Raw genomic sequence first — 24,503 nt, 5'->3', positions numbered from 1 at the left:
CACGATGGCGAGTGGACAGGCCCGGCCGCGACGGGTCCGGCGACCGGGCGCGGCACTCGGGGCGGCGGTCGGGGTGCTGGCCGCGGCCAACCTCCTCAACAACACGGTGGCCCGCCGCTACGCGCCGCTGACCTCGGCGGTGGCGACGGGCGCGCTGCTCCTGATCGCCCGCCGGGCCGGGGCGGGCGCCCGTGACCTCGGCTTCGCCTCACCCGCCCGGGGCGCGCTGATCGGCGGCGGCCTGGCCGCCGCCGTGGCGGCCGGCTACACCGGCGGCGTGCTGCTGCCCCCGACGCGGCGGCTGTTCATGGACGAACGGGCCCTGGCGCTGACCCGGGCCCGCTTGTTCGAGGAGGCGCTGCTGCAGGTGCCGGTCGGGACGGTCCTGCTGGAGGAGGTGGCCTTCCGGGGGGTGCTCCCGGAGTTGTTCGGCCACTCGTTCAAGCCCCGGACCGCCTCGGTGGCCTCCAACCTGCTGTTCGGCCTCTGGCACGTGCTGCCCGCCCTCGACATGGCCCGCGCCAACCCGGCCGCAGCCGGGGCGGGCGCCTCCCGGCTGGTCGCCGGGACCGTGGCGACCACGACCCTGGCCGGCCTGGGCTTCCACGAACTGCGCCGGCGCGGTGGCCTGCTCGCCCCCGCGCTCCTGCACCTGGCGACCAACTCGCTGGGTTTCGTCGCCGCTCGCGGGGCCCGCCGGATGGACGCCCGCAGGACCCGCCGCTCAGCCGGTTGAGACCATGTGGAACGCCTCGGCGTACGTGCCCTCCGGCAGCCCCCCGGCCTGCGCGTTGGCCGCCAGGAAGCCCTTGACGAAGCCCTCCAGGTCGTCCATGTGGCCGGTCTGCGACTCGTGGGCGCGCAGGGCGGCGAGCTTGCGATCGAGGGTGGCGGTCACGTCGACCCAGTGGTTGGGGGTGGGGGAGCCGATCATCCAGACCTCCCGGACCGTCCAGGCCTCCAGGCCCTCCTCGGCGAGCAGGTCGGGGAAGGCGTAGGGGTTGCGGGCGTCGGGGTAGACCGCGTCGAGGGTGGCCGAGCCGACCGCGCGGTGGTCGGGGTGGGTCGGGCCCAGCCTCAGGTAGTTGCGCTCGGGCGTCGAGGTGATCACCAGGTCGGGTCTGACCTGCCGGATCACCCGCGCGATGTCCTTGCGCAGCGCCAGCGTCGCCTCGACGGCCCCGTCGGGGTAGCCGAGGTGGCGGATGTCGGCGACCCCGACGTGCTTGGCGGCGGCCGCCTGCTCGGCGCGGCGGAGCTCGGCCATGCCGACGCCGTCGACGGCCCGGTCGAAGCCCCCGGCGTCACCCGAGGTGGCCAGCAGGTAGACCACCTGGACGCCCCGGTCGGTGAACGAGGCGACGGTGCCCGCGCCGCCGAAGTCGATGTCGTCGGGGTGGGCGGTCACCACCAGCACGGTCCGGATATCAGCGGCGTCCAGCATGTGTCCTCCAGAAGTCGATCGCAGATGTTCGTTCACTTGAGCGAACTGTCGCTGCGCGGCCCTACGCTAGACGGGTGACCCATCCCTTGCTTGACGGCCTCAACCCCCAGCAGAAGGAGGCCGTCGTCCATCAGGGCGGCCCGCTCCTCATCGTCGCGGGGGCCGGTTCCGGCAAGACCAGGGTCCTGACCCATCGCATCGCCTACCTGCTGGCCGAGCGCGACGTCCACCCGGGCGAGATCCTCGCGATCACCTTCACCAACAAGGCCGCCCGCGAGATGAAAGACCGGGTCGACAAGCTGATCGGCCCGCGCTCCAAGGCCATGTGGGTGATGACCTTCCACAGCGCCTGCGTCCGCATCCTGCGCCGCGAGGCCAAGCGGCTGGGCTTCACCACCAGCTTCTCGATCTACGACCAGGCCGACTCCCAGCGGCTGATGGCGCTGGTCTGCCGCGAGATGGACCTCGACCCCAAGCGCTACCCGCCGAGGTCGTTCTCCGCCCAGGTCAGCAACATGAAGAACGAGCTGGTCGACTATGAGACCGCCGCCGACAAGGCGCAGACCCACCTCGAGAAGACGCTCGCCGAGGCCTACCGCACCTACCAGCGCCGCCTCACCGAGGCCGGCGCGATGGACTTCGACGACCTGATCATGCTCACGGTCACGCTGTTCCAGCTCTTCCCCGAGGTCGCCGAACACTACCGGCGCCGGTTCCGCCACGTCATGGTCGACGAATACCAGGACACCAACCACGCGCAGTACATGCTGATCAAGGAGCTCGTCGGCGTCGACGACCCCGCCGAGCTGGTCGTCGTGGGCGACGCCGACCAGTCGATCTACGCCTTCCGCGGCGCCTCGATCCGCAACATCCTGGAGTTCGAGCGCGACTACCCGTCGGCCAAGACGATCCTGCTGGAGCAGAACTACCGCTCCACCCAGACGATCCTCAACGCCGCCAACGCGGTCATCTCCCGCAACGAGAGCCGCAAGCCCAAGAACCTCTGGTCCGACCAGGGCGCCGGTCCGAAGATCATCGGCTATGTCGCCGACAACGAGCACGACGAGGCCACCTTCGTCGCCCAGGAGGTCGACCGCCTCTCCGACGACGAGGGCGTCACCCCCGGTCAGGTGGCGGTCTTCTACCGCACCAACTCGGCCTCCCGCGTCTTCGAGGAGATCTTCATCCGCACCGGCCTGCCCTACCGGGTCGTCGGCGGGGTGCGCTTCTACGAGCGCAAAGAGGTCAAAGACCTGCTGGCCTACCTGCGCGTGCTGGCCAACCCCAGCGACACGGTGTCGCTGCGCCGCATCCTCAACGTGCCCAAGCGGGGCATCGGCGACCGCGCCGAGTCGATGGTCGAGGCGTTCGCGTCCCGGGAGCGCGTCTCCTTCTGGGAGGGCCTGCGCCGCGCGGAAGAGGCCCCCGGCATCGCGACCCGCTCGCTCAACCAGATCCGCGAGTTCGTCACCCTGCTCGACGACCTGCGGGCGAAGGAGCTGCCGATCTCCGACCTGGCCGAGGAGATCCTCACCTCGACCGGCTACCGCACCGAGCTGGAGACCTCCGGCGACCCGCAGGACGAAAGCCGCATCGAGAACCTCAACGAGCTCATCTCGGTCGCGTCCGAGTTCGAGGCGGCCAACCCCGAGGGCACCCTGGTCGACTTCCTTGAGCAGGTCTCCCTGGTCGCCGACGCCGACTCGATCCCCGACCCCGACGGCGAGAGCGGCGGCGTGGTCACCCTGATGACCCTCCACACCGCCAAGGGCCTGGAGTTCCCCGTGGTCTTCCTGACCGCGATGGAAGACGGCGTCTTCCCCCACATGCGCTCCCTGAGCGACCCGAGGGAACTGGAGGAGGAGCGCCGCCTCGCCTACGTGGGCATCACCCGCGCCGAGAAGCGCCTCTACCTGTCCCGCGCCGCCGTCCGCACCGCCTGGGGCGCCCCCTCGTTCAACCCGGCCTCCCGCTTCCTCGCCGAGGTGCCCGCCGACCTGGTCGAGTGGCGCAACGACCCGAAGAAGAACGCCTGGGGCGCCGCGACCAAACGCGAGACCCGCCCGGCCGCCAGCCGCGGCGGCAAGCCCGCCGTGCAGTTCGCCACGGGCGACCGCGTGACCCACGACCAGTTCGGGCTGGGCACGGTGCTCGAGGTCGAGGGCGAGGGCGAGAAGACCCGAGCGAAGATCGACTTCGGCAGCGCGGGCGTGAAGACCCTCATGACCCACTACGCGAGAAGCCTCGAAAAACTGTAGATTCGCCGTCTTCCGCCCGCTGGTGGGTCTTTTCTCCCGTTACGGCTCCGCCCACCCCGGCCCCGTCCGCCGCCCCCGGCCCGCCCCGCATCCGGCGCCGACGACCCGCTCCAGGCGGCGGCGCGTCACGACAATGGTCAAGCCCGCCTTCCCGGCGAATGCCGGCAAAGCGGCCACGCCATGGGACGGGCGGCGTCATGCAACCGGCCGTGTTGTGAGAAGCGGGACGTCACGGCGCCGGATCCGGGGGAGGAGTGAACAAGATCCGGGAATGCGGGACGTGAGGGCGCGGAATGCGATATCTCCTGACGCGTACACCCGAGAGACGAGGATCACATGGCCGGCGAACTGATCGACGTGCACGCCCACTTCGTGACCGATGACTACATCGCCGCAGCCGCCGAGGCCGGGCACGTCACCCCCGACGGCATGCCCCGATGGCCCGCCTGGACCCCCGACGACCACCTGAACCTGATGGACGTCAACGGCATCCGGAAGTCGTACCTGTCGGTCTCCTCGCCCGGCACCCACTTCGGCGACAACCTCGCGGCCCGGAAGCTCTCGCGGCAGGTCAACGAATACGCCGCCGACCTGGCCGGAAGGCGGCCCGACCGGTTCGGCCACTTCGCCTCGTTGCCCCTGCCCGACGTCGAGGGGGCCCTGGCCGAACTCGCGCACGCCCTCGACGACCTGGGCAGTGACGGGGTGGCCCTGATGAGCAACGCCCACGGCCGTTATCTCGGCGACCCGGCCTACGAGCCGCTGTGGGAGGAGCTCGACCGGCGGCGGGCGGTGGTGTTCGTCCACCCGACCTCGCCGGTCAACCACGAGCAGGTCGCGATGGGGCGGCCGAGGCCGATGCTGGAGTTCATCTTCGACACCACCCGGACCGTCTCCGACCTGGTGTTCTCCGGTGTCCTGACACGGCACCCGGGCATCCGGTGGATCTTCACCCACGGCGGGGGCACGCTGCCGCTGCTGTCCGACCGCATGGAGTTGTTCCGGACCGCCTTCTTCGGCGGCTCGCCCGATGACCCGTCGGTCGTCGAGCAGGTCGGGCGGTTGTGGTTCGACATCGCCGGCACGCCGTTCCCCCGGCAGGTGCCGGCCCTGGAGAAGGCCTTCGGCGCCGACCAGGTCCTCTACGGCAGCGACTACTGCTTCACGCCGCCCCCGGCGGTGGCCGCCCAGGTGGCGTCGGTCGACGCGAACTGGCGGGCGCTGACCACGGCCAACGCCCGCCGGTTGTTGTCACGCACGACCTGAGAAGGTCAGGCCGCCTTGCCGACGACCTTGCTCAACGGAGCGCTCATCTCCTCCAGGCTGCTCAGGTCGAGCTCGTCGATCTCGGCGATGCCCTCGGTCGGGGCCTTGATCGAGACCTTCGCGCCCCACCCCACGTACTTGGTGTCGGCGGTGATGACCGGCATGCCGGTCAGGCCGAGGGTCGCCGCCTTCGTGGTGGTGACCACGCGGGTGACCAGGCCCTTGGCGTTCACATAGAGCTTGTAGGAGACGACGGACTTCTTCTGGGCCGCCGTGGGGCGTTCCAGGTAGCTCTGGATCCACTTCGAGGTCGTGTAGACCTCGCCCAGGGTGATCTTGCCGGTGTAGACCGAACCGGTCCGCTTGGCCTTCTTCACGAGCTTCTGCAGCGTCATCGGCTCGGTGGGGTTGAGGAACTGACCGAAGATGGCGGTCAGGCCACCGGCGGGGCCACCGGGGGCGCGCAGCCACGTCTTGTCCTCCGGCATGTAGTTGCCGAACATGCCGCCCTTGATGTAGGCGACCGAGCCGATCTTGATGACCTGCTCGGGCTTGAGGACCGGCTGGATGTCCTCGGGCATCGCCGCGATTTCGGCGGCCTTGAGGTTGAACTTGGTGGAGATGTCCGACGCGGCCACGCCGGCGCGACCGAACTGGAACGTTCCCGTCCGTCGGGTCATGATCTGCTTGCCGACGAGGAACTTGTCGCTGAACTTGACGCCGAGCCCGGTCTTGAACTGCGCCTTGAGCGCGGCGACGGGGTTCGGGGCGGCGGCCTGCGCGGGCGCCGCGCCGACAGCGGTCACGGCCGCGACGGCCGTGGCGCATGCCGCGATGGCGATGGTTCGCCTCATTGGGGGGTTCCTCCGGGATAAGCCCCTGAATGGGAGAGAGGGGACGGGAGGATTCTGCCGGAACATCTATCTCAGATCGATCACTTATCGCGTCTTTTCACAAACTTCACACTTGAAACACCAACAAACTCCGTCAGACCACGGCCTGGCCGAGCCCTCCGGGGCGGCCGGGTTACAGTGCGAACCATGGAATCCAGGATCAGGATCGTCGTCGCCAAACCCGGGCTCGACGGTCACGACCGCGGCGTGAAGGTCGTCGCCCGCGCCCTGCGTGACGCGGGCATGGAAGTCGTCTACACAGGTCTGCACCAGACCCCGGAGCAGATCGTCCGCACCGCCATCCAGGAGGACGCCGCCGCGATCGGGCTGTCGATCCTCTCGGGCGCCCACATGACCCTCTTCGCGAAGGTGATGGAACTGCTCCGAGAACAGGACGCCACCGACATCGTCGTCTTCGGCGGCGGCATCATCCCCGAGGAGGACATCCCCGAGCTCCGCGCCATGGGCGTGGCCGGCATCTTCACCCCCGGCGCGACCACCGACGAGATCGTCGACTGGGTCAAGGCGACGATCCCCGCCGCCGTCTGAGCGGGGCCCGACTCGCCCATTCGGTACGTATCCGGGAGCCCACACACCCCCATCCCGGACGCTCTAGTACATAACGGGAAAGTCGGCAACCCCCAAACGCCCCCCTATGACCGCGCCATGCACGGCCTGGGGCTAGGCTTTCTGCGCGGAAATGCCAGGCAGGACGACGGCGCCCTGTCCAGTGGCGCCCTCGACATTCAAAGGGACGGACCCTCGTGGACCTGTTCGAACATCAGGCGAAGGAGCTCTTCGCCGCGTACGGCATCCCGGTGCCGCGCGGAATCGTCGCGCACACCGTGGCGGAAGCACGGGCGGCGGCCGAACAACTGACCGGGCGGGTCGTGGTCAAGGCCCAGGTCAAGACCGGTGGCCGCGGCAAGGCCGGCGGCGTGAAGGTGGCCGACGACGCCAACGACGCCGAGGCGAAGGCCCAGGCCATCCTCGGCATGGACATCAAGGGCCACACGGTCCACAAGGTCCTGATCGAAGAGGCGAGCGACATCGCGGAGGAGTACTACTTCTCCTTCCTGCTCGACCGCGCGAACCGTACCTTCCTCGCGATCTGCTCCGCCGCGGGCGGCATGGACATCGAAGAGGTCGCGCACACCGCCCCCGAGAAGGTGGCGAAGATCCCGGTCAACCCGATCGACGGGATCGACCGGGCGAAGGCGCGCGAGATCGCGCAGGCCGGCGGGCTGCCCGAGAAGTCGCTCGCCGGAGCCGCCGAGCTCATCGAGCGCCTGTGGGCGGTCTTCGTCGACGAAGACGCCTCGCTCGTCGAGGTCAACCCGATGATCCTCGCGGCCGACGGCCAGGTGAAGGCGCTCGACGGCAAGGTCACCCTCGACGCCAACGCCGACTTCCGCCAGAAGGACCACGAGGTCTTCGTCGACAAGGCGGCCGAAGACCCGCTTGAGGCGCGCGCCAAGGAGAAGCACCTCAACTACGTGAAGCTCGACGGCAACGTCGGCATCATCGGCAACGGCGCCGGCCTGGTCATGTCCACCCTCGACGTGGTCGCCTACGCCGGCGAGCAGTTCCCGGGCTCGCCGAAGCCGGCCAACTTCCTCGACATCGGCGGCGGCGCGTCGGCCGAGGTGATGGCCAACGGGCTGGAGATCATCCTGTCCGACCCGGCCGTGAAGTCGGTGTTCGTGAACGTCTTCGGCGGCATCACCGCCTGCGACGCGGTCGCCGACGGCATCGTCAGCGCCTTCAAGCTGCTGGGCGACCGGGGCGAGGCGGTCACCCGCCCGCTCGTGGTCCGCCTCGACGGCAACAACGCGGCGCTGGGCCGCGAGATCCTCCAAGGCGCCGCCCTTCCGGGCGTCGAACTTGTCGACACCATGGACGACGCGGCCAAGCGCGCCGCCGAACTCGCCGCGGTAGGTGCGTAATGGCCATCTGGCTCACCGAGAAGAGCAGGATCATCGTCCAGGGCATCACGGGGTCCGAGGGCACCAAGCACACCGTGCGCATGCTGGCCTCCGGCGCCAACGTCGTCGGCGGCGTGAACCCGCGCAAGGCGGGCACCACCCACGAGGGCCTGCCGGTGTTCGCGACCGTCGCCGAGGCGATGGAGAAGACCAAGGCCGACGTCAGCGTCATCTTCGTGCCGCCGGCCTTCACCGCGAGCGCGGTCAAGGAGGCGATCGACGCCGAGATCCCCCTCGCGGTCGTCATCACCGAGGGCGTGCCGATCCACGACACGACCGAGTTCTGGGCCTACGCCGTCGCCAAGGGCAACAAGACCCGGATCATCGGCCCGAACTGCCCCGGCATCGCCTCGCCCGGCGCCTCCAACGCCGGCATCATCCCGGCCGACATCACCACCCCGGGCCGCATCGGCCTGGTCTCGAAGTCGGGCACGCTGACCTACCAGCTCATGTACGAGCTGCGCGACTTCGGCTTCTCCACGGCGGTCGGCATCGGCGGTGACCCGGTCATCGGCACCACCCACATCGACGCCCTCCAGGCGTTCCAGGACGACCCGGGCACCGACGCCATCGTCATGATCGGCGAGATCGGCGGCGACGCCGAGGAGCGCGCGGCGGCCTACATCGAGAAGAACGTGACCAAGCCCGTCGTGGCCTACGTCGCCGGTTTCACCGCCCCCGAGGGCAAGACGATGGGCCACGCCGGCGCCATCGTGTCGGGGTCGGCCGGCACCGCCCAGGCGAAGAAGGAAGCCCTGGAGAAGGTCGGCGTGCGCGTCGGCAAGACCCCCAGTGAGACCGCCCGTCTCATGCGGGAGATCATGCAGAACCGCTAGTCCTGTTCGTTCGAGGCAGATTCCAGCCGCGAGCCCCGGCGCCAAGCGCGCCGGGGCTCGCGTTTTCCTGAGGACAAACGGGACGGCCCATCGGCGCGGCGTGACCGTGTTACGGCCCGCCCTTGAGAGCATCGGCTACTGTGACGGCGCTTCTCGACCAGATTCGGACAGTCCCCCGGGCCGTCTTCGGCGACGACGACCGGCGTCCGCTGCCGGTCTCGGGCATGCTGGCCGCGGCGGGCACGCTCGGCATCGGCCTGGCGGTCCTCACCACGCTGACGCTGATCGGCTGGATCGCGGCCCCCCGCGGCACGTTCGGCGCGGGGCTGCCGGGGGTGTTCCGGACCGCCTGCCAGCTCTGGCTGGCCGCCCACCACGCCGGGTTCGAGATCCCGGGAGGCGGCCGGGTCGGCCTGCTGCCGCTGGGCCTGATGATCCTGCCCGGCACCCTGCTCTACCGTGCCGGGTTGTGGATGGCCAGAGACGCCGACCTGCGGCTGCGGCTGCCCGCGCGGTTGCCGAAGGGCTCGTCCAAGGACCTGGCGAACGCCCGCCGCAAGGCGCAGCTCATCCTGATCGCCCGCGCCGGCATCTCGCTGGCCGCGCCCTACGCCCTGCTGGCCGGGATGATCGCGCTGGTGGCCCGCAACGAGGTGACCCAGCCGTTCGTGGCCGAGGCGCTGATCAGCCACCTGCTGCTGGCGTTCCTGGCCGGTTCGGTGGCGGTGGCCCGCACGATCGGGCCGTGGCGGGCGATGGTCCGGCTGCTGCCCGAACGGCCGCGCTCGGTCGTGGTGGGCACCTTCGTGGCCGTGTCGCTGATGCTCGCGGCCGGGCTGCTGCTGGTGCTGGGCATGATCGCCGTCAAGTTCGGCGAGATCAAGGCGCTCACCGACGCGCTCAAACCGGGTCTGGTGGGCGGGGTGCTGCTGGCGCTGGTCGAGGCGCTCTACCTGTTCAACGCGGGGATCTGGGGGATGTCGTACATCACCGGACCCGGCTTCGCCATCGGGGCCGGCACGCTGGTCGCGCCGACCGGGGTGAAACTCGGGGCCATCCCGTCGTTGCCGCTGCTGGGCGCGCTGCCCGAGTCGGGCCCGGTGCCGCCGTGGCTGATGGCCGTGGTGGCCATCCCGTTCGCGGCCGGCGCTGTGGCCGGGGTGGTGGTCGCCCGCATCGCGCCCACGCCGTCACTGGAGGCGGCGCCGCTGTGGGGGTTCGTCTGCGGGCTGAGCTCGGGCGCGGTCGCCGGGCTGCTGGCGGCGCTGTCGGGCGGCCCGCTGGGCGGCGCCCGCATGGCCGCCGTCGGTCCGTCGGCGTGGGAGGTGGCCTTCTCGGTCACCCTCGAAGTCGGCGTGGCGGCGGGCATCTCGGCCGGGCTGGCCAACTGGTGGCTGATCTCCCACACGCCCGCGCAGCAGCCGCTCGCCGAGGTCGTCACGAAGGTCAAGAAGAAGCGCAAGGCCAAGAAGGAGCCCCTGCCCGGTCACTGGATGGACGCCACCGAGGCCGACACCATCCCGATCCCGGTGATCCGCGACGTCGAGCCCGACGACCACGCCGTCGAGACCTTCGCCCGCAAACGCTCGACCCCGATCAGGCCCGACGACGACGAGGAGCCGATCGACGACCCGACCGGCGCCCACGTCACCTATCTGAACATCAAGGACGACTAGCCGGGCAGCGGCATGTTCGCCGGCCACGGCATGCCGAGCTTGGACTCCAGCGCCGTCTTCAGCTCGGTGGAGCACTCGGTCTGCGCCGTGACGGTGCCGGCCCCCTTCAGGCACTCCGTGTACGCCGTCAGCTCGGTCCCCAGGTAGACCTGCACGGCCGTGGTGACGCCGCCGAGCAGGAACGCCAGCGTGGAGATGACCACCGCGCCGGTCGCCATGCCGGTCGGCTGACCGCCCTTCTTGAGCGTGCGCAGGTCGCGGACGCCCACGACGAGGCCGAACACCGACAGGGCCAGGCCCATCGTCGGCACGAACAATGTGAAGATCAGCGCCATGAGAGCGAGGGCCAGCGCCCGGCGCCCGCCCATCTCCGCGGCCGTCTGCAGTGGTGTGGTCACGATCTCCCGCCTTGCTGATAGGGCCTTCACGCCGCACGACGGCGTGACCGATACCCTTTGTCACGCACCCGTTCACTTCCCCGAAGGAGACCGCTCTGTCTTCCCGGCTCGTGGTCCTCGTCTCGGGTTCGGGGACCAACCTACAAGCCCTTCTCGACGTCGCGGCAGATCCGGCCTACGGAGCGGCCGTCGTGGCCGTCGGGGCCGACCGTCCGGCGATCGAGGGGCTGGCCCGCGCCGAGCGCGCCGGTCTGCCCACCTTCGCCGAGCGGGTAAGTGATCATACGTCCCGCGAGGCGTGGGATTCGGCCCTGGCCGAGAAGATCGCCGAGTACAAACCCGATCTGGTGGTGTCGGCCGGGTTCATGAAGATCCTCGGCCCGGCCGTGCTGTCGCGGTTCACGGTGGTCAACACCCACCCGGCGCTCCTTCCGGCCTTTCCCGGCGCCCACGCCGTCCGCGACGCGCTCGCCTACGGGGTGAAGGTCACCGGCTGCACCGTCCACCTCGTCGACGCCGGGGTCGACACCGGCCCGGTGATCGCCCAGACGGCGGTGCCCGTCGAAGACGGCGACGACGAGGCGACGCTCCACGAGCGCATCAAGGTCGTCGAGCGGGGGCTGCTGGTCGAGGTGGTCGGGCGGATGGCCCGCGAGGGCTGGCGGGTCTCCGGGCGCACGGTGCGTCTGGGCACGACCCTCTGAACAGAACACAGGAGGCTACACAGTGACTCGGATCGCCATCCGGCGCGCGCTGATCACGGTTTACGACAAGACCGGCCTGGAAGACCTGGCCCGCGGCCTCGAAGCGGCGGGCGTCGAGATCGTCTCGACCGGCGGCACGGCCGCCGCCATCGCCTCCTACGGCATCCCGGTCACGAAGGTGGAGTCGCTGACGGGTTTCCCCGAATGCCTCGACGGCCGGGTCAAGACCCTCCACCCGCGCGTCCACGCCGGGCTGCTGGCCGACGGCGCCAACCCCGATCACGTCACCCAGCTCGAAGAGCTGGAGATCGAGCCGTTCCAGCTCTGTGTGGTCAACCTCTACCCGTTCCGCGAGACGGTCGCCTCGGGCGCCTCCGACGCCGACTGCGTCGAGAAGATCGACATCGGCGGCCCGGCGATGATCCGCGCCGCCGCCAAGAACCACGGCACGGTCGCCGTGGTCGTCGACCCGCGCTCCTACCCGTCGGTGCTGGCCGCGATCGGCGAGGGCGGCTTCACCGTCACCGAGCGCCGCCGCCTGGCCGCCACCGCCTACGCCCACACGGCCAGCTACGACGTGGCCGTGGCCTCGTGGTTCGCCAACGTCTACGCCCCCGAGGGCGAGTGGCCGACGTTCATGGGCGCCGACTGGACCCTCAAAGACGTGCTGCGTTACGGTGAGAACCCCCACCAGCGCGCCGCCCTCTACTCGACGGGCTCGGGCGGCCTGGCGGGCGCGCAGCAGCTCCACGGCAAGGAGATGTCCTACAACAACTACGTCGACGCCGATGCCGCCTGGCGCTCGGCCTGGGACTTCGACGCCCCGGCCGTCGCGATCATCAAGCACGCCAACCCGTGTGGCATCGCCGTGGGTTCCGACGTGGTGGAGGCGCACCGCAAGGCCCATGAGTGCGACCCGGTCTCGGCCTACGGCGGGGTCATCGCGGTCAACCGCGAGGTCACCAGGGAGCTGGCCGAGCAGATCGCGCCCATCTTCACCGAAGTGGTCGTGGCACCGTCGTTCTCCGACGACGCCCTGACCGTGCTGAAGGAGAAGAAGAACCTCCGGCTGCTGGCCTGCCCGCAGGGCCCCCGCAACGCCGCCGAGTTCCGGCGCATCGACGGCGGGCTGCTGGTGCAGACCGTCGACCGCGTCGACGCGCCCGGCGACGGCGTCGCGGGGTGGGAGCTGAAGGCCGGTCCGGCGGTCTCCGCCGAGACGCTGGCCGATCTGGAGTTCGCCTGGAAGGCCGTCCGCTCGGTCAAGTCGAACGCGATCCTGCTGGCCAGCGACGGCGCCTCGGTCGGCGTCGGCATGGGCCAGGTCAACCGGGTCGACTCGGCGCGCCTGGCGGTCACGCGGGCGGGGGAGCGGGCGGCCGGTTCGGTGGCCGCCTCCGACGCCTTCTTCCCGTTCGCCGACGGCCTGCAGGTGTTGGTCGACGGCGGCGTGACCGCGATCGTGGAGCCGGGCGGCTCGATCCGTGACGACGAGGTCATCGCGGCGGCGCAGGCCGCCGGAGTGAGCCTCTACTTCACCGGCACCCGTCATTTCTTCCACTAAAGGGGCCAAGACATGAGCGCAGGGATTCTCGACGGCAAGGCCACCGCGGCCAAGATCAAGCTCGACCTGGCGCTGCGCGTCGGCAAGCTCGCCGAGGCGGGCATCACGCCGGGCCTGGGCACGGTCCTGGTCGGCGACGACCCGGCCAGCCACATCTACGTCGCCAGCAAGCACCGCGACTGCGCCGAGGTCGGCATCAACTCGATCCAGCGTGAGCTGCCCGCTGACGCCACCCCTGGCCAGGTCGAGGACGTCATCGACGAACTCAACGCCGACCCGGCCTGCAACGGCTACATCGTCCAGCTCCCGCTGCCGCGCCAGCTCGACACGATGGCGCTGCTGGAGCGCATCGACCCGGCCAAGGACGCCGACGGCCTCCACCCGGTCAACCTGGGCAAGCTGGTGCACATGGTCGACGCCCCGCTGCCCTGCACGCCGCGCGGGGTCGTCGACCTGCTGCGCGAATACGACGTGCCGATCAACGGCGCCGAGGTCGTGGTGATCGGCCGCGGCATCACGGTCGGCCGTCCGCTCGGCCTGCTGCTGACCCGGCGGTCGGAGAACGCCACCGTCACCCTGTGCCACACCGGCACCCGTGACCTGGCCGACCACGTGAGGCGGGCCGACATCGTCGTCGCGGCGGCCGGGGTGCCCGGGCTCATCACCGCCGAGATGGTGAAGCCGGGGGCGGCCGTGCTCGACGTCGGCGTCTCGCGGGTCGACGGGAAGATCGCCGGTGACGTCGCACCCGACGTCGCCGAAGTCGCCGGGTGGGTCGCGCCCAATCCCGGCGGCGTCGGACCGATGACCCGCGCCCTGCTGCTGACCAACGTGGTCGAGGCCGCGGAGCGGGACGCGGGTCTGCTGAGCTAGAAGCGGAGACCCCTCGCCGAGCTCCGCGACCATCTCGTGTCTATCGGCCAGATTTCCAGCGAGCCACAGCCGGTTGTCGGCCGTCTGCGTCTCCTGTCTTTCGGGCAGATTCACAGCGCGAGACACAGCCGGCCTTCGGCCGTCTGCGTCTCGCTCAGCTCGCCCGGCGCCCCGCTGTGGGGGCCGAGGCGGGATGCGCCGGAGTTCCGCTTCCCTCGGTCGCCCGTTGTGGCGGGACGACCGGGGTCGGGCGGACCAGGCCGAGCGCGACCACCTCGTTGGCGAGGCGGGTGCGCCGGTTGGTGCCCTCGGGAATGCGGAACTTCTGGTAGAGCCGCAGCAGGTGCTGCTTCACCGCGGCCTCCGTGACGACCAGGTCGTCGGCGATCTCGCGTGCGGTCGCGGGCGCCACGAACGCTTCGTCCGAGAGCGCCGGTCGGCAGAGCGACGTCAGCACGTCGACCTCGCGCCGGGTGAGCTCGGGTGCGGCTGCCCGCCGCAACTCGACCTCTGGCGCCAGGTCTTCGCGTGGTATCCCGCCGACGCGCGCGCGGGCGGCGCCGAACGAGACGACGTCGCCGTCGTCGAGGACCCTCCGGGCGATCGGCCTGCCGTTCACCCGTGTGCCGTTGCGGGACAAGCCCAGGTCAACGACGTACAGGTAAGGTCCCCGCCTGACGAACTCGGCGTGTAAACGCGACACGCTCGGGTCTGTCAGCCGGATGTCGGCACCTCGGCCCCGGCCGATCGTGGTGATCTCGGGGCGCAAGGGCACCACCTCGCCGGTGTCCTCAATGCGTATGAACGGCCCCTCCACGGCAGTTCCTCCCCAGGTAGCCCGCCGTTACTTTCACATCAGCTGCGGCTTACCCAAACGTGGGGATCGGGAATCGCCTTTGCCCTGACCAGAATCGGCACCCAATTGGTCTGGACCTCTACGCGAGATGCGGACGGCCGAAGGCCCGCCGTGGCTCCCGTTTGGAACTTGCCCGAAGGAAAGGGTGCTTTACCAGCTCACGGGTAGACTTTCGCGGTAGATAAGCGGAGGAAACACTCATGGCAGACAAGCCCACCAAAGGTCTCGCCGATGTCGTCGCCGCGTCAACAGCGCTCAGCGACATCGACGGCAAGGCCGGTCTGTTGTTCTACCGCGGATACGACATCCACGACCTGGCCGGCCGTACCACATTCGAGGAAACCGCCCACCTTCTCCAGCACGGCACCCTCCCGAACCGCAACCAGCTCGCCGAATACGGCGCGGAACTCGTGCGGGGGCGCACGCTCGGCAGTCTCGTCGAGCAGAACGTCGTGGAGATCGCCGAGAAGCAGGAGCCCATGGAGGCCCTGCGCACGCTGCTCTCGCTGACCAGCGCCGACGATCCCGACAAGGACTCCAACGCCGCCGACGCGAACCTGCGCAAGGCGGCCCGGCTGACGGCGCTGCAGCCGATCCTGGTGGCCCGCTTCCACGCGGCCCGCCGGGGCGTGGAGGTCCCCGAGCCCGATCCCGACCAGTCGATCGCGGCCAACTTCCTGCGCCAGGTCACCGGCAAGGAGCCGACGCCCCGGGAAGTCGAGATCTTCGACGAGTGCCTGGTGCTGCACGCCGACCACACGATGAACGCCTCGACGTTCGCCGCCCGGGTCTGCGCGGCCACCCTGTCGGACATGCACTCGGCCGTGGTCGCCGCCATCGGCACCCTCAAGGGCCCGCTGCACGGCGGCGCCAACGAGCAGGTGATGCGCACGCTGGAGACGATCGACCCGAGCGGCGTCGCCGAGGCGGTGCGGGCGAAGCTCGCCGGCGGCGAGAAGATCATGGGCTTCGGCCACCGGGTCTACAAGACCGAGGACCCGCGGGCCACCCATCTGCGCCGCATGTCGGAGGAGCTGGGCGAAGCGTCCGGCGACGACACCTACTATCGGATGTCGAAGGAGATGGAGGAGGTCGTCTTCGCCGAGAAGGGCCTCTACCCCAACGTCGACTTCTACGCCGCGACGGTCTACCACTTCCTCGGCATCCCGACCGACCTGTTCACCCCGGTGTTCTCGGTCAGCCGGATGGCGGGGTGGACCGCCCACGTCATCGAGCAGCACGCCGACAACCGGCTGATCCGCCCGGACAGCGAGTACATCGGCGCGCGCGACCAGAAGTGGATCCACATCGACGAGCGGTGACGACCGCTCACGCAGAAGAGACGGAACCGACCATCAACACCAACGCGAGGCGCATGGCCTGGGGGGCCTACGTCATGGTGGCCGCGGGTGCGGCCACCGGGCTGATCCTCATCTCCGAGCTCCCCGAACCCTGGTTGGGCGGCGTCGTGCTCGGCGCCGCCTTTCTCGCGGGCGCGGTGCTGCGACTGCTGCTGCCCCGGCGTCACTCCGGCGGCCTGTCGGTCCGGTCGCGTCTCACCGACACCCTCACCCTCACCGTTTTCGGGCTGCTGATGGTGGCGGCCGGGGTCCTGCTGGAGGTCGACCTCCATCCCTCCGACCTCATCGTCGACCAGGCACGGCCGTCCGATAGCCTCGTCGGCCAGTGACCTCAAAAAGGACGCAGGCCATGCCCGACTTCGGGGCAAATGTTCGTTCAGAAGGGGAACCCCACGAATGCCCAAGATCAAGGTAGCGGGTCCGGTCGTCGAGCTTGACGGCGACGAGATGACCCGGATCATCTGGCAGTTCATCAAGGACCAGCTGATCCTGCCCTACCTCGACGTCGACCTCAAGTACTTCGACCTCGGCATCGAGCACCGCGACGCGACCGACGACCAGGTCACCATCGACGCCGCGAACGCGATCAAGCAGTACGGCGTCGGCGTCAAGTGCGCGACGATCACCCCCGACGAGGCCCGTGTCGAGGAGTTCGGCCTGAAGAAGATGTGGAAGTCCCCCAACGGGACGATCCGCAACATCCTCGGCGGCGTCATCTTCCGTGAGCCGATCATCATGTCGAACGTGCCGCGCCTGGTGCCCGGCTGGACCAAGCCGATCATCGTCGGCCGTCACGCGTTCGGCGACCAGTACCGCGCCACCGACCTCAAGGTCCCCGGCGAGGGCACGCTGACCCTGACCTTCACCCCGAAGGACGGCAGCGAGCCGATCGAGCTCAACGTCTTCGACTTCCCCGGCGGCGGCGTCGCCATGGCCATGTACAACCTCGACGAGTCGATCCGTGACTTCGCCCGCTCGTCGATGCGCTACGGCCTGTCGCGCAACTACCCGGTCTACCTGTCGACGAAGAACACGATCATGAAGGCCTACGACGGCCGGTTCAAGGACATCTTCGCCGAGGTGTTCGAGAGTGAGTTCAAGGCCGACTTCGAGGCGGCCGGGATCACCTACGAGCACCGGCTGATCGACGACATGGTGGCGGCGTCCCTCAAGTGGGAGGGCGGCTACGTCTGGGCGTGCAAGAACTACGACGGTGACGTCCAGTCCGACACGGTGGCGCAGGGCTTCGGCTCGCTCGGCCTGATGACCTCGGTGCTGATGACCCCCGACGGCCAGACCGTCGAGGCCGAGGCCGCCCACGGCACGGTGACCCGCCACTTCCGGCAGCACCAGCAGGGCAAGCCGACGTCGACCAACCCGATCGCGTCGATCTTCGCCTGGACCCGTGGCCTGCAGCACCGCGGCAAGCTCGACAACCAGCCCGAGGTCGTCGACTTCGCGTCCAAGCTGGAGCAGGTCTGCATCGAGACCGTCGAGAGCGGCAAGATGACCAAGGACCTGGCCCTGCTGGTCGGCGGCGACGCCGAGTGGCTGACCACCCAGGACTTCCTGGCCACGCTCGACGAGAACCTGCAGAAGAAGATGGCCTGACCTGTCCTTAGGGCAGATTCACGACGCGCGCCACAGCCCGCGTCTCGCTTCCCCTGGAGCCGCTCGCCTTTCCCCGGTGGGCGGCTCTTGTGTTTGCCGTAAAGTCAGGGTCGCCAATTGATGACGAAAACGGTGGGATTCATTCATGATCGAGCCGCTCGGGTCGGGGGACCCGAAACAGCTCGGTCCCTTCACCCTGTCCGGTCGGATCGGCGAGGGCGGCCAGGGGACCGTCTACCTCGGCACCGATCCGTCGGGTGAGCGGGCCGCGGTGAAACTGCTGCACGTCAAGTTCACCGGCGACGCCATGGCCCGGTCCCGGTTCGCGCGGGAGCTGCGGGCCGCCGAGCGGGTCGCCAGCTTCTGCACGGCCCGCGTGATCGCCGCCGACCTCGAAGGCGACACCCCCTACATCGCCAGCGAGTACATCGACGGCCCGTCGCTGCGCGAGCAGATCGACCGGTCGGGCCCGATGAGCGGCGACGACCTCGAACGGCTCGCCGTCGGCACGGCGACCGCGCTGACCGCCATCCACCAGGCGGGCATCATCCACCGCGACTTCAAGCCCGACAACGTGCTGCTGGCCACCGACGGGCCCCGGGTGGTCGACTTCGGCATCTCCCGCGTGCTCGACTCCACGGGCACCATCACCAGCCGGGCGATCGGCACGCCGGCGTACATGGCGCCGGAACAGGTCTCCGGCGACGACGTCGGACCCTTCACCGACGTGTTCGCGTGGGGTGCGACGATCGCCTACGCCGCCACCGGGCAGGCCGCGTTCGGGGCGAAGTCGATCGCGGCGGTGCTGAACCGGATCCTCAACCACGACATCGACCTGACCCCGCTCCCCGAGCCGCTGCGCGGCGTGGTGGCCGACAGCGTGAGCAAGCGGCCGGCCGACCGGCCGACGGCGGGGCAGATCCTGCTGCGGCTGCTCGGCCACCCCGAGACCGGCGACGCCTCGACCGTGGTGATGACCCAGGGCGCCCTGGTGGCCAATCCCGAGACCGGCCCGTTCCCCGTGGTGAAGGACCTCACGGCCAAGGACGTCGACGAGCAGACCCGGGAGTTCCGGGTGCCGGCGCCGCCGCAGAAGCCGCCGTCGCCGTCGAAGCGGACGAAGTGGTGGCTCCCGGCGTCGATGGCGGCGGCCGCCGCCATGGTGCTCGGCGGGGTCGCGGTCGTGGTGACCCTGATGGTCAACTCGCCCGACGTCGCCCCGAAGGAGAGCCCCGCGCCGAGCCGTTCGGGTCCCTACGCCTCGGTGCTGGACAAGGCCAAACGTACGGGGAAGCTCACGATCGGGGTCAAGGGCGACCTGCCCGGCGTCGGCTTCGGCCCCGGCGACGAGCCGCCGACGGGGTTCGAGGTCGAGGTCGGCCGCTGGCTCGCCAAGGAGCTCGGCGCGAAGAGCGTGGAGGTCCGGGAGGTGACGGCGTTCAACCGGGTGCAGGCGCTGACCAGCGGCGCGGTCGACCTGGTGGTGGCGACCTACGCCTGGGAGGCGTCCAGGAACGACCCGGTCACCTTCGCCGGGCCCTACTACCAGGCGCGCAACGACGTGCTGGTGGCCGACGACTCCGACATCAGGTCGGCCGCCGACCTGCGGGGCAAGCGGCTGTGCGTGCGGCCCGGCACCAACGCCGGCGAGATCCAGAAGTGGCTCGCCGGCCAGGGGATCGCCATGGACCCGGTCGAGGGCGCCGACGCGGGAGTGTGCATGGACATGCTGCGGACCGGTCTGGTCGACGCCTTCCCCGGCGACGACATCATGCTCGCCGGGTTCGCCAACCGCGAGCCGGTGAAATACCGGGTGCTCGGTCTCGGCGTCGGCTCGGCGCGCTATTCGGTGGGGCTGCCGAAGGGCGACGTCGAGACGTGTGAGGCGGTCCGGCACGCCGTCGTGAAGCTCTTCGACTCGGGCACGGCCCGCGGCCTGCTGACCAAGTTCTTCGGCAACGCGGTCTTCACCCCCGACCGCAGCATCCCCGTCAAGGTGCCCTGCCGCTAATCCCGCCGCCGGGGCCGCAGCAGCAGGACGACCATCACCAGGATCTCCAGGCCGAACGCCGCCCCCATCACCGTCGGGGTCAGCCAGTCGGCGTGGGCGGGGCAGGTGGTCCGGAACGGCGTGCCGTCGAGCACGACGGTCTCGCAGCTGAACAGGACCAGCGGGACGACGTACACCCACAACACGCCCAGCGGCCACACCAGCAGGCCGAGCGCCTTCTCCCACGGACGCCAGCGCCGGGAGGCCAGCAGCAGGTAGGCGCCCGCCAGCCAGCCGACGACGAACAGCAGGCCGCCGAAGGTCAGCAGCAGGACCGTGGTGACGTCGTAGAGCAGGGCGCGGACTTTGCCGTCCCGTGTCCCTTCCATGAGGTCGACGGTAGCGTGTCCGAACGATCATCTCGACGCCCCGCACGTTCAATTGGTCCATGCGTCGATGGTTGGTCGCGGGGGTCGCGTTCCTCGTCTCGGGGGTCCTCGCCGGTCCCGCGCTCGCGTCCGGGCCCGGCGGGCACGGGGGCCAGTGGGGCGGAGCCGACCTGTCGGTGTCGATCGAGGCCCACCCCAAGGTCGCCCAGCCGGGGCAGCCGCTGACCTACAGCGTCCAGGTGAAGAACGGCGGGCCGGGCGACGCGGTGCTGCCCACGCTGACGGTCCGCGTCCCGGACGACTTCACGATCGTCGCCGTGGACGTCGCCGAGTGCCGGCCCGGCCGGGGCCTTTCGGAGGTCGTGTGCCCGTCGTCCAAGGACGTGGCGGCCGGCAAGTCGGGCGGGGTGGTGATCACCGGCCTGGTGCGCCCCGACGCTCTGGGCCCGCTGCACGCCCAGGCCCGGCTGGTCTCCGAGGTCCTCGACGGCCGCGAGACCGACAACCAGGCCGAGTCGTTCACCAAGGTCGACGAGGGCGCCGACCTGACCGTGCGGCTGTCGGCCGCGCGGCGCAGCGGCCACCGGACGACCGTGCACGCGGCCGTGCGGAACAGGGGGCCGCGGGTGGTGCGCGACGCCATGGTCTTCGTCGACGGGGCCCGCTGCGGCGGCCGGACCGGCTGCGTGGTGCCGACGATCCGGCCCGGAGGCACGGCCTGGTTCCGGCTGGCGGTGCGGCGCGGCACGACCGCGGTGACGGCGATCGTGCGCTCCCAGGGGCGCGGCGACCGCCATCCCCGCAACAACCAGGCGTCGTTGAAGGTCAGGGGCAGGGCGGCGACCCGTTGACCATGTAAGCGCCGCCGCCGGTGGCGAACACCACCCCCGCGGCGGAGGCGAGGCTGCCCAGCAGGACGAGCAGCGTGATTCCCGCATATGCCAGCACTCGCCTCATAGCCGAGACCCAATCACATTTTCACGCTGCGAATCCGGACAATTACCGAACTGCTCGCCATGCGTCTTCGACGATCGAGGTCAGCCCGCTGTGCTCGGGCTGCCAGCCCAGCTCCTTCTGGATCAGCTCCGACGACGCGACCAGCACCGCCGGGTCGCCCGCCCGCCGGGGCGCGATGGCCGAGGGGATCGGATGGCCGGTGACCTCGCGGCAGACGTCCACGACCTGCTGGTTGGAGAAGCCCGCCCCGTTGCCGAGGTTGAAGATCTTGTGGACGCCCCTCTCACAGGCCGCCAGCGCCAGCAGGTGGGCGTTGGCGACGTCGGAGACGTGCACGTAGTCGCGCACGCATGTGCCGTCGGGCGTGGGGTAGTCGCCGCCGAACAGACTGATCGACTCGCGCTCGCCGAGCGCGACCTTGAGCACGTTGGGGATCAGGTGGGTCTCGATCACGTGGCGCTCGCGGAAGCGGCCGTAGGCGCCGGCCACGTTGAAGTAGCGCAGGCTGACCGCGCCGATGCCGTACATGGCGGCGAAGGCGGTCAGGGTGGTGTCGACGGCCAGCTTCGAGGCCCCGTAGGGGTTGGTGGGCCGGGTCGGGTCGGTCTCCCTGATCGGCGTGTTCTCGGGCTCGCCGTAGGTCGCGGCGGTCGAGGAGAAGACGATGTGGCCGACGCCGCCCTTGCGCATGGCCTCCAGGAGGCGGAGCGTGCCGCCCAGGTTGTGCGACCAGTAGAGTGCGGGTTTCTCGACGGACTCGCCGACCAGGCTCTTGGCCGCGAAGTGGAGCACCGCGTCGAACCCGGACAGGTCGCCCGGCTCCATGAAGGAACCCTCGACGAACCGCGCGCCGTCGGGCACCGCGTCGGCGTGGCCGGTCGAGAGGTCGTCGAGCACGGTGACCTCGTGTCCCGCCTCGACGAGCTGCGCCGCGGTCACGCTGCCGATGTAGCCCGCGCCTCCGGTAACCAGTAGCTTCACGTTGGATTCCGTTCGACTATGTTCGTTTTTGTACGACCCCCAGCCTAGCCGCGCACTGAGTACGCTTTCAGGTCTCTCGTCATCGGAAGTCGCCAGGGCGGAAACATTCCAGTGAACAGTCTCGCGGCCAACATCGCCCTCGTCTTGGTGTTCATCCTGATCGGAGGCTACTTCGCGGCAGCCGAGATGGCCCTGGTCTCGCTGCGGGAGAGCCAGGTGCGGCGGCTGGAGAAGCTCGGCCGCCGCGGCGCCCGGGTGGCCAAGCTCGCCCGCGATCCCAACAGGTTCCTGTCGGCGGTCCAGATCGGGGTCACCGTGGCGAGCATGCTCTCGGCCGCCTTCGGCGCCGACAAGCTCGCGGGCGAGCTGAGCCCCGCCCTGGAGGGCTGGGGCCTGCCCGCGTCGGCCGCGCCGCTCGTCTCGCTGCTCGTGGTGACCCTCGCGATCTCGTACGTCTCCCTCGTGCTCGGCGAGCTGGTGCCCAAGCGCCTGGCGCTTCAGCGGGCCGAGGGCCTGGCGCTGGTGGTCGCCCCCTTCGTCGACCGGATCGCGGCCTTGTCGCGGCCGGTCATCTGGGCGTTGTCGAAGTCGACCGACGGCGTGGTGCGGCTGCTCGGCGGCAATCCCAAGGCCGACCGCGAGGCGATGACGATAGAGGAACTGCGCGACATGGTGGCCGGGCACGCCGAGCTGACCGCCGACGAGCGGCACCTGATCGCCGAGGTCTTCGCGGCCGGCAAGCGGCAGTTGCGGGAGGTGATGCTGCCGCGTACCGAGGTGGAGTTCATGGCGGCCGACACCACGCTGGCCGAGGCGGCGGTGCTGGTCGCCTCGCTGCCGCACTCGCGGTTCCCCGTCTACCGCAACTCCTACGACGAGGTCGTCGGGTTCGTGCACGTGCGCGACCTGCTCGACCCGGTGCTCACCGGCCGGATCGACCCGATCTCCGAGGTGGTGCCGATCCGCCCGGTCAAGCAGGTGCCGGGCACCAAACGGGTGCTGGCCACCCTGTCGGAGATGCGCGACGAGGGCCACCACCTGGCCATCGTGGTCGACGAGTACGGCGGCACCGCCGGCATCGTCACTCTGGAGGACCTGGTCGAGGAGCTGATCGGCGACATCCGCGACGAGTACGACCACGAGGAGCCCGGCATCCGCCGCATCGCGGGCGACGTCGAGGTCGAGGGACTGCTCCGCCTGGTCGACGCCCACTCCGAGATCGGCATCGGGCTCCCCGAGGGCCCCTACGAGACCATCGGCGGTTTCCTGATGGCGAGGCTGGGCCACCTGCCCGTGGTGGGCGAGACCGTGGAGGTGCCCGGAGCCCGCCTGACGGTGACGGAGATGGACGGACGGCGGGTCTCCCGGGTCAGGGTCACCCCCGCCACCCCGGAGGCGTAAATCGTCGCGACCAGGCCGGGGTTGCTGGAAGAATGACGTCATGGCTCGCCCTCGTGTTCTTTCCGGCATCCAGCCCACGTCGGACTCGTTCCACCTCGGCAACTACCTGGGCGCGGTCCGCCAGTGGGTCCCGCTGCAGGAGACCCACGACGCGTTCTACATGGTCGTCGACCTCCACGCGATCACGGTCGCGCCGACCGCCGCCGAGCTGCGCACCCGCACCCGCGTCGCCGCCGCCCAGCTCTTCGCCTGCGGCCTCGACCCCGAGCGGTCGGCGGTCTTCGTGCAGAGCCACGTGAGGGAGCACGCCGAGCTGGCCTGGATGCTCATCTGCCTGACCGGCATGGGCGAGGCCGGCCGGATGACCCAGTTCAAGGACAAGTCGGCCAAATACGGCGAGGGCTCGGCCTCGGTGGGCCTGTTCACCTACCCGATCCTGCAGGCCGCCGACATCCTGCTCTACCAGACCGACCAGGTCCCGGTGGGCGCCGACCAGAAGCAGCACATCGAGCTGACCCGCGACCTCGCGCAGCGCTTCAACACGCGTTACGGGGCGAAGACCTTCACGCTGCCCAACCCGTACATCGTGAAGGAGGTCGAGAAGATCACCGACCTCCAGGACCCGACCGCGAAGATGTCGAAGTCGTCGTCGAGCCCCCAGGGCATCCTCGACGTGCTGGAGGAGCCGGGCACGCTGCGCAAGAAGGTCATGCGCGCGGTCACCGACACCGGCACCGACATCGTCGCCGACGACGAGAACAAGCCGGGCGTCACCAACCTGCTGCGCATCCTGTCGGCGCTGACCGCCACGCCGATCCCCGACCTGGAGGCGCGCTACGCCGGCCAGGGCTACGGCACCTTCAAGAAGGACGTCGCCGAGGCCGTCATCGAGACCTTCTCCCCGATCCGCGAGCGGGCCGAGAAGCTGCTCGCCAACGAGGCCGAGCTCGACCGCATGCTGGCGATCGGCGCCGCCAAGGCCCGCGCGGTGGCCCAGCAGACCATGGAGAAGGCCCGCGACGCGATGGGCTTCCTGCCGACTCACTGAGCGCACCCGGGG

At 70.1% G+C, this 24,503-nt stretch carries 24 protein-coding genes; 17 read left to right on the top strand and 7 right to left on the bottom strand.

Features of this window, described 5'->3' with window-relative positions:
* Nucleotides 1-4: 4 nt before the first annotated feature.
* On the top strand, nucleotides 5-736 hold the full coding sequence (locus QSK34_RS17810) for a CPBP family intramembrane glutamic endopeptidase (protein ID WP_285585404.1): 732 nt from the start codon (nucleotides 5-7) through the stop codon (nucleotides 734-736).
* On the opposite strand, the gene QSK34_RS17805 is transcribed toward QSK34_RS17810, so the two are convergent.
* Entirely contained in the window at nucleotides 725-1,444 is a 720-nt protein-coding gene (locus tag QSK34_RS17805; RefSeq protein WP_285585403.1) for a PIG-L deacetylase family protein, read from the bottom strand. The two genes, QSK34_RS17810 and QSK34_RS17805, sit on opposite strands and share 12 nt — an antisense overlap.
* 74 nt (nucleotides 1,445-1,518) lie before the next feature.
* On the opposite strand from QSK34_RS17805, the gene pcrA reads away from it, so the two are divergent.
* Both pcrA and QSK34_RS17795 read left to right on the top strand, forming a co-directional pair.
* The gene (pcrA, locus tag QSK34_RS17800) at nucleotides 1,519-3,702 is read left to right on the top strand and encodes a DNA helicase PcrA (protein ID WP_285585402.1); all 2,184 of its coding nucleotides are present in this window, start codon (nucleotides 1,519-1,521) and stop codon (nucleotides 3,700-3,702) included.
* Nucleotides 3,703-4,038: 336 nt separating this feature from the next.
* Entirely contained in the window at nucleotides 4,039-4,968 is a 930-nt protein-coding gene (locus QSK34_RS17795; RefSeq protein WP_285585401.1) for an amidohydrolase family protein, read from the top strand.
* A gap of 5 nt (nucleotides 4,969-4,973) precedes the next feature.
* On the opposite strand, the gene QSK34_RS17790 is transcribed toward QSK34_RS17795, so the two are convergent.
* Nucleotides 4,974-5,822, bottom strand: coding sequence for a hypothetical protein (locus QSK34_RS17790; RefSeq protein WP_285585400.1), 849 nt, complete (start codon nucleotides 5,820-5,822; stop codon nucleotides 4,974-4,976).
* 186 nt (nucleotides 5,823-6,008) lie between these two features.
* Here QSK34_RS17790 and icmB point away from each other — a divergent pair, with 186 nt between their 5' ends.
* From icmB to QSK34_RS17770, 4 genes are all read left to right on the top strand, one after another.
* Nucleotides 6,009-6,410: a coenzyme B12-dependent isobutyryl CoA mutase small subunit gene (gene icmB, locus QSK34_RS17785; RefSeq protein ID WP_285585399.1), complete on the top strand. Its 402-nt coding sequence runs from the start codon at nucleotides 6,009-6,011 to the stop codon at nucleotides 6,408-6,410.
* Between the two features lie 215 nt (nucleotides 6,411-6,625).
* Nucleotides 6,626-7,807, top strand: coding sequence for an ADP-forming succinate--CoA ligase subunit beta (gene sucC, locus QSK34_RS17780; protein WP_285585398.1), 1,182 nt, complete (start codon nucleotides 6,626-6,628; stop codon nucleotides 7,805-7,807).
* Nucleotides 7,807-8,682 carry a succinate--CoA ligase subunit alpha gene (gene sucD, locus QSK34_RS17775; RefSeq protein ID WP_161482622.1) on the top strand — a complete coding sequence of 292 codons (876 nt, stop codon included), beginning with the start codon at nucleotides 7,807-7,809 and terminating at the stop codon, nucleotides 8,680-8,682. Before sucC ends, sucD begins: the two co-directional genes overlap by 1 nt.
* A gap of 140 nt (nucleotides 8,683-8,822) precedes the next feature.
* Nucleotides 8,823-10,358 carry a cell division protein PerM gene (locus tag QSK34_RS17770; RefSeq protein ID WP_161482623.1) on the top strand — a complete coding sequence of 512 codons (1,536 nt, stop codon included), beginning with the start codon at nucleotides 8,823-8,825 and terminating at the stop codon, nucleotides 10,356-10,358.
* On the opposite strand, the gene QSK34_RS17765 is transcribed toward QSK34_RS17770, so the two are convergent.
* Nucleotides 10,355-10,756: a hypothetical protein gene (locus QSK34_RS17765; RefSeq protein WP_285585397.1), complete on the bottom strand. Its 402-nt coding sequence runs from the start codon at nucleotides 10,754-10,756 to the stop codon at nucleotides 10,355-10,357. The two genes, QSK34_RS17770 and QSK34_RS17765, sit on opposite strands and share 4 nt — an antisense overlap.
* A gap of 95 nt (nucleotides 10,757-10,851) precedes the next feature.
* Between QSK34_RS17765 and purN the strand changes: the two genes are divergently transcribed.
* From purN to QSK34_RS17750, 3 genes are read left to right on the top strand one after another with little or no spacing between them, the layout of a single operon-like run.
* The gene (purN, locus tag QSK34_RS17760; RefSeq protein ID WP_285585848.1) at nucleotides 10,852-11,460 is read left to right on the top strand and encodes a phosphoribosylglycinamide formyltransferase; all 609 of its coding nucleotides are present in this window, start codon (nucleotides 10,852-10,854) and stop codon (nucleotides 11,458-11,460) included.
* Nucleotides 11,461-11,482: 22 nt separating this feature from the next.
* Nucleotides 11,483-13,024 carry a bifunctional phosphoribosylaminoimidazolecarboxamide formyltransferase/IMP cyclohydrolase gene (purH, locus tag QSK34_RS17755; protein WP_161482625.1) on the top strand — a complete coding sequence of 514 codons (1,542 nt, stop codon included), beginning with the start codon at nucleotides 11,483-11,485 and terminating at the stop codon, nucleotides 13,022-13,024.
* A gap of 12 nt (nucleotides 13,025-13,036) precedes the next feature.
* Nucleotides 13,037-13,897: a bifunctional methylenetetrahydrofolate dehydrogenase/methenyltetrahydrofolate cyclohydrolase gene (locus QSK34_RS17750; RefSeq protein ID WP_161482626.1), complete on the top strand. Its 861-nt coding sequence runs from the start codon at nucleotides 13,037-13,039 to the stop codon at nucleotides 13,895-13,897.
* A 154-nt stretch (nucleotides 13,898-14,051) separates the two neighbouring features.
* On the opposite strand, the gene QSK34_RS17745 is transcribed toward QSK34_RS17750, so the two are convergent.
* Complete coding sequence (locus tag QSK34_RS17745; protein WP_062431487.1) at nucleotides 14,052-14,714, bottom strand: FHA domain-containing protein; 663 nt, start codon at nucleotides 14,712-14,714, stop codon at nucleotides 14,052-14,054.
* A 239-nt stretch (nucleotides 14,715-14,953) separates the two neighbouring features.
* Between QSK34_RS17745 and QSK34_RS17740 the strand changes: the two genes are divergently transcribed.
* The 4 genes from QSK34_RS17740 to QSK34_RS17725 all read left to right on the top strand — a co-directional run bounded on the left by QSK34_RS17740 (nucleotide 14,954) and on the right by QSK34_RS17725 (nucleotide 19,736).
* Nucleotides 14,954-16,075 carry a citrate/2-methylcitrate synthase gene (locus tag QSK34_RS17740; protein WP_285585396.1) on the top strand — a complete coding sequence of 374 codons (1,122 nt, stop codon included), beginning with the start codon at nucleotides 14,954-14,956 and terminating at the stop codon, nucleotides 16,073-16,075.
* Complete coding sequence (locus QSK34_RS17735; protein ID WP_161482628.1) at nucleotides 16,072-16,443, top strand: DUF3017 domain-containing protein; 372 nt, start codon at nucleotides 16,072-16,074, stop codon at nucleotides 16,441-16,443. Before QSK34_RS17740 ends, QSK34_RS17735 begins: the two co-directional genes overlap by 4 nt.
* A 67-nt stretch (nucleotides 16,444-16,510) precedes the next feature.
* Nucleotides 16,511-17,725 carry an NADP-dependent isocitrate dehydrogenase gene (locus tag QSK34_RS17730; protein WP_161482629.1) on the top strand — a complete coding sequence of 405 codons (1,215 nt, stop codon included), beginning with the start codon at nucleotides 16,511-16,513 and terminating at the stop codon, nucleotides 17,723-17,725.
* 145 nt (nucleotides 17,726-17,870) lie between these two features.
* Nucleotides 17,871-19,736, top strand: a complete 1,866-nt coding sequence (locus tag QSK34_RS17725) for a serine/threonine-protein kinase (RefSeq protein ID WP_285585395.1) — start codon at nucleotides 17,871-17,873, stop codon at nucleotides 19,734-19,736.
* On the opposite strand, the gene QSK34_RS17720 is transcribed toward QSK34_RS17725, so the two are convergent.
* On the bottom strand, nucleotides 19,733-20,104 hold the full coding sequence (locus QSK34_RS17720) for a hypothetical protein (protein WP_285585394.1): 372 nt from the start codon (nucleotides 20,102-20,104) through the stop codon (nucleotides 19,733-19,735). The genes QSK34_RS17725 and QSK34_RS17720 overlap by 4 nt on opposite strands.
* A 59-nt stretch (nucleotides 20,105-20,163) precedes the next feature.
* Here QSK34_RS17720 and QSK34_RS17715 point away from each other — a divergent pair, with 59 nt between their 5' ends.
* Entirely contained in the window at nucleotides 20,164-20,955 is a 792-nt protein-coding gene (locus QSK34_RS17715; RefSeq protein ID WP_285585393.1) for a COG1361 family protein, read from the top strand.
* On the opposite strand, the gene QSK34_RS17710 is transcribed toward QSK34_RS17715, so the two are convergent.
* Nucleotides 20,930-21,061 (bottom strand): hypothetical protein, encoded by a 132-nt coding sequence (locus tag QSK34_RS17710; protein WP_285585392.1) that lies wholly within the window; start codon nucleotides 21,059-21,061, stop codon nucleotides 20,930-20,932. The genes QSK34_RS17715 and QSK34_RS17710 overlap by 26 nt on opposite strands.
* A gap of 42 nt (nucleotides 21,062-21,103) precedes the next feature.
* Complete coding sequence (gene galE / locus QSK34_RS17705) at nucleotides 21,104-22,042, bottom strand: UDP-glucose 4-epimerase GalE (protein WP_285585391.1); 939 nt, start codon at nucleotides 22,040-22,042, stop codon at nucleotides 21,104-21,106.
* Between the two features lie 111 nt (nucleotides 22,043-22,153).
* Between galE and QSK34_RS17700 the strand changes: the two genes are divergently transcribed.
* Nucleotides 22,154-23,443 carry a hemolysin family protein gene (locus QSK34_RS17700; RefSeq protein WP_285585390.1) on the top strand — a complete coding sequence of 430 codons (1,290 nt, stop codon included), beginning with the start codon at nucleotides 22,154-22,156 and terminating at the stop codon, nucleotides 23,441-23,443.
* Nucleotides 23,444-23,483: 40 nt separating this feature from the next.
* A complete protein-coding gene (trpS, locus tag QSK34_RS17695) occupies nucleotides 23,484-24,491 on the top strand; it encodes a tryptophan--tRNA ligase (protein WP_285585389.1) in 1,008 nt (335 codons plus the stop codon).
* Nucleotides 24,492-24,503 lie beyond the last annotated feature (12 nt).

Source organism: Herbidospora sp. NBRC 101105 (assembly GCF_030269205.1).
Taxonomy (GTDB): Bacteria; Actinomycetota; Actinomycetes; order Streptosporangiales; family Streptosporangiaceae; genus Herbidospora; species Herbidospora solisilvae.
This window is presented reverse-complemented; position numbering and strand designations above follow the sequence as displayed.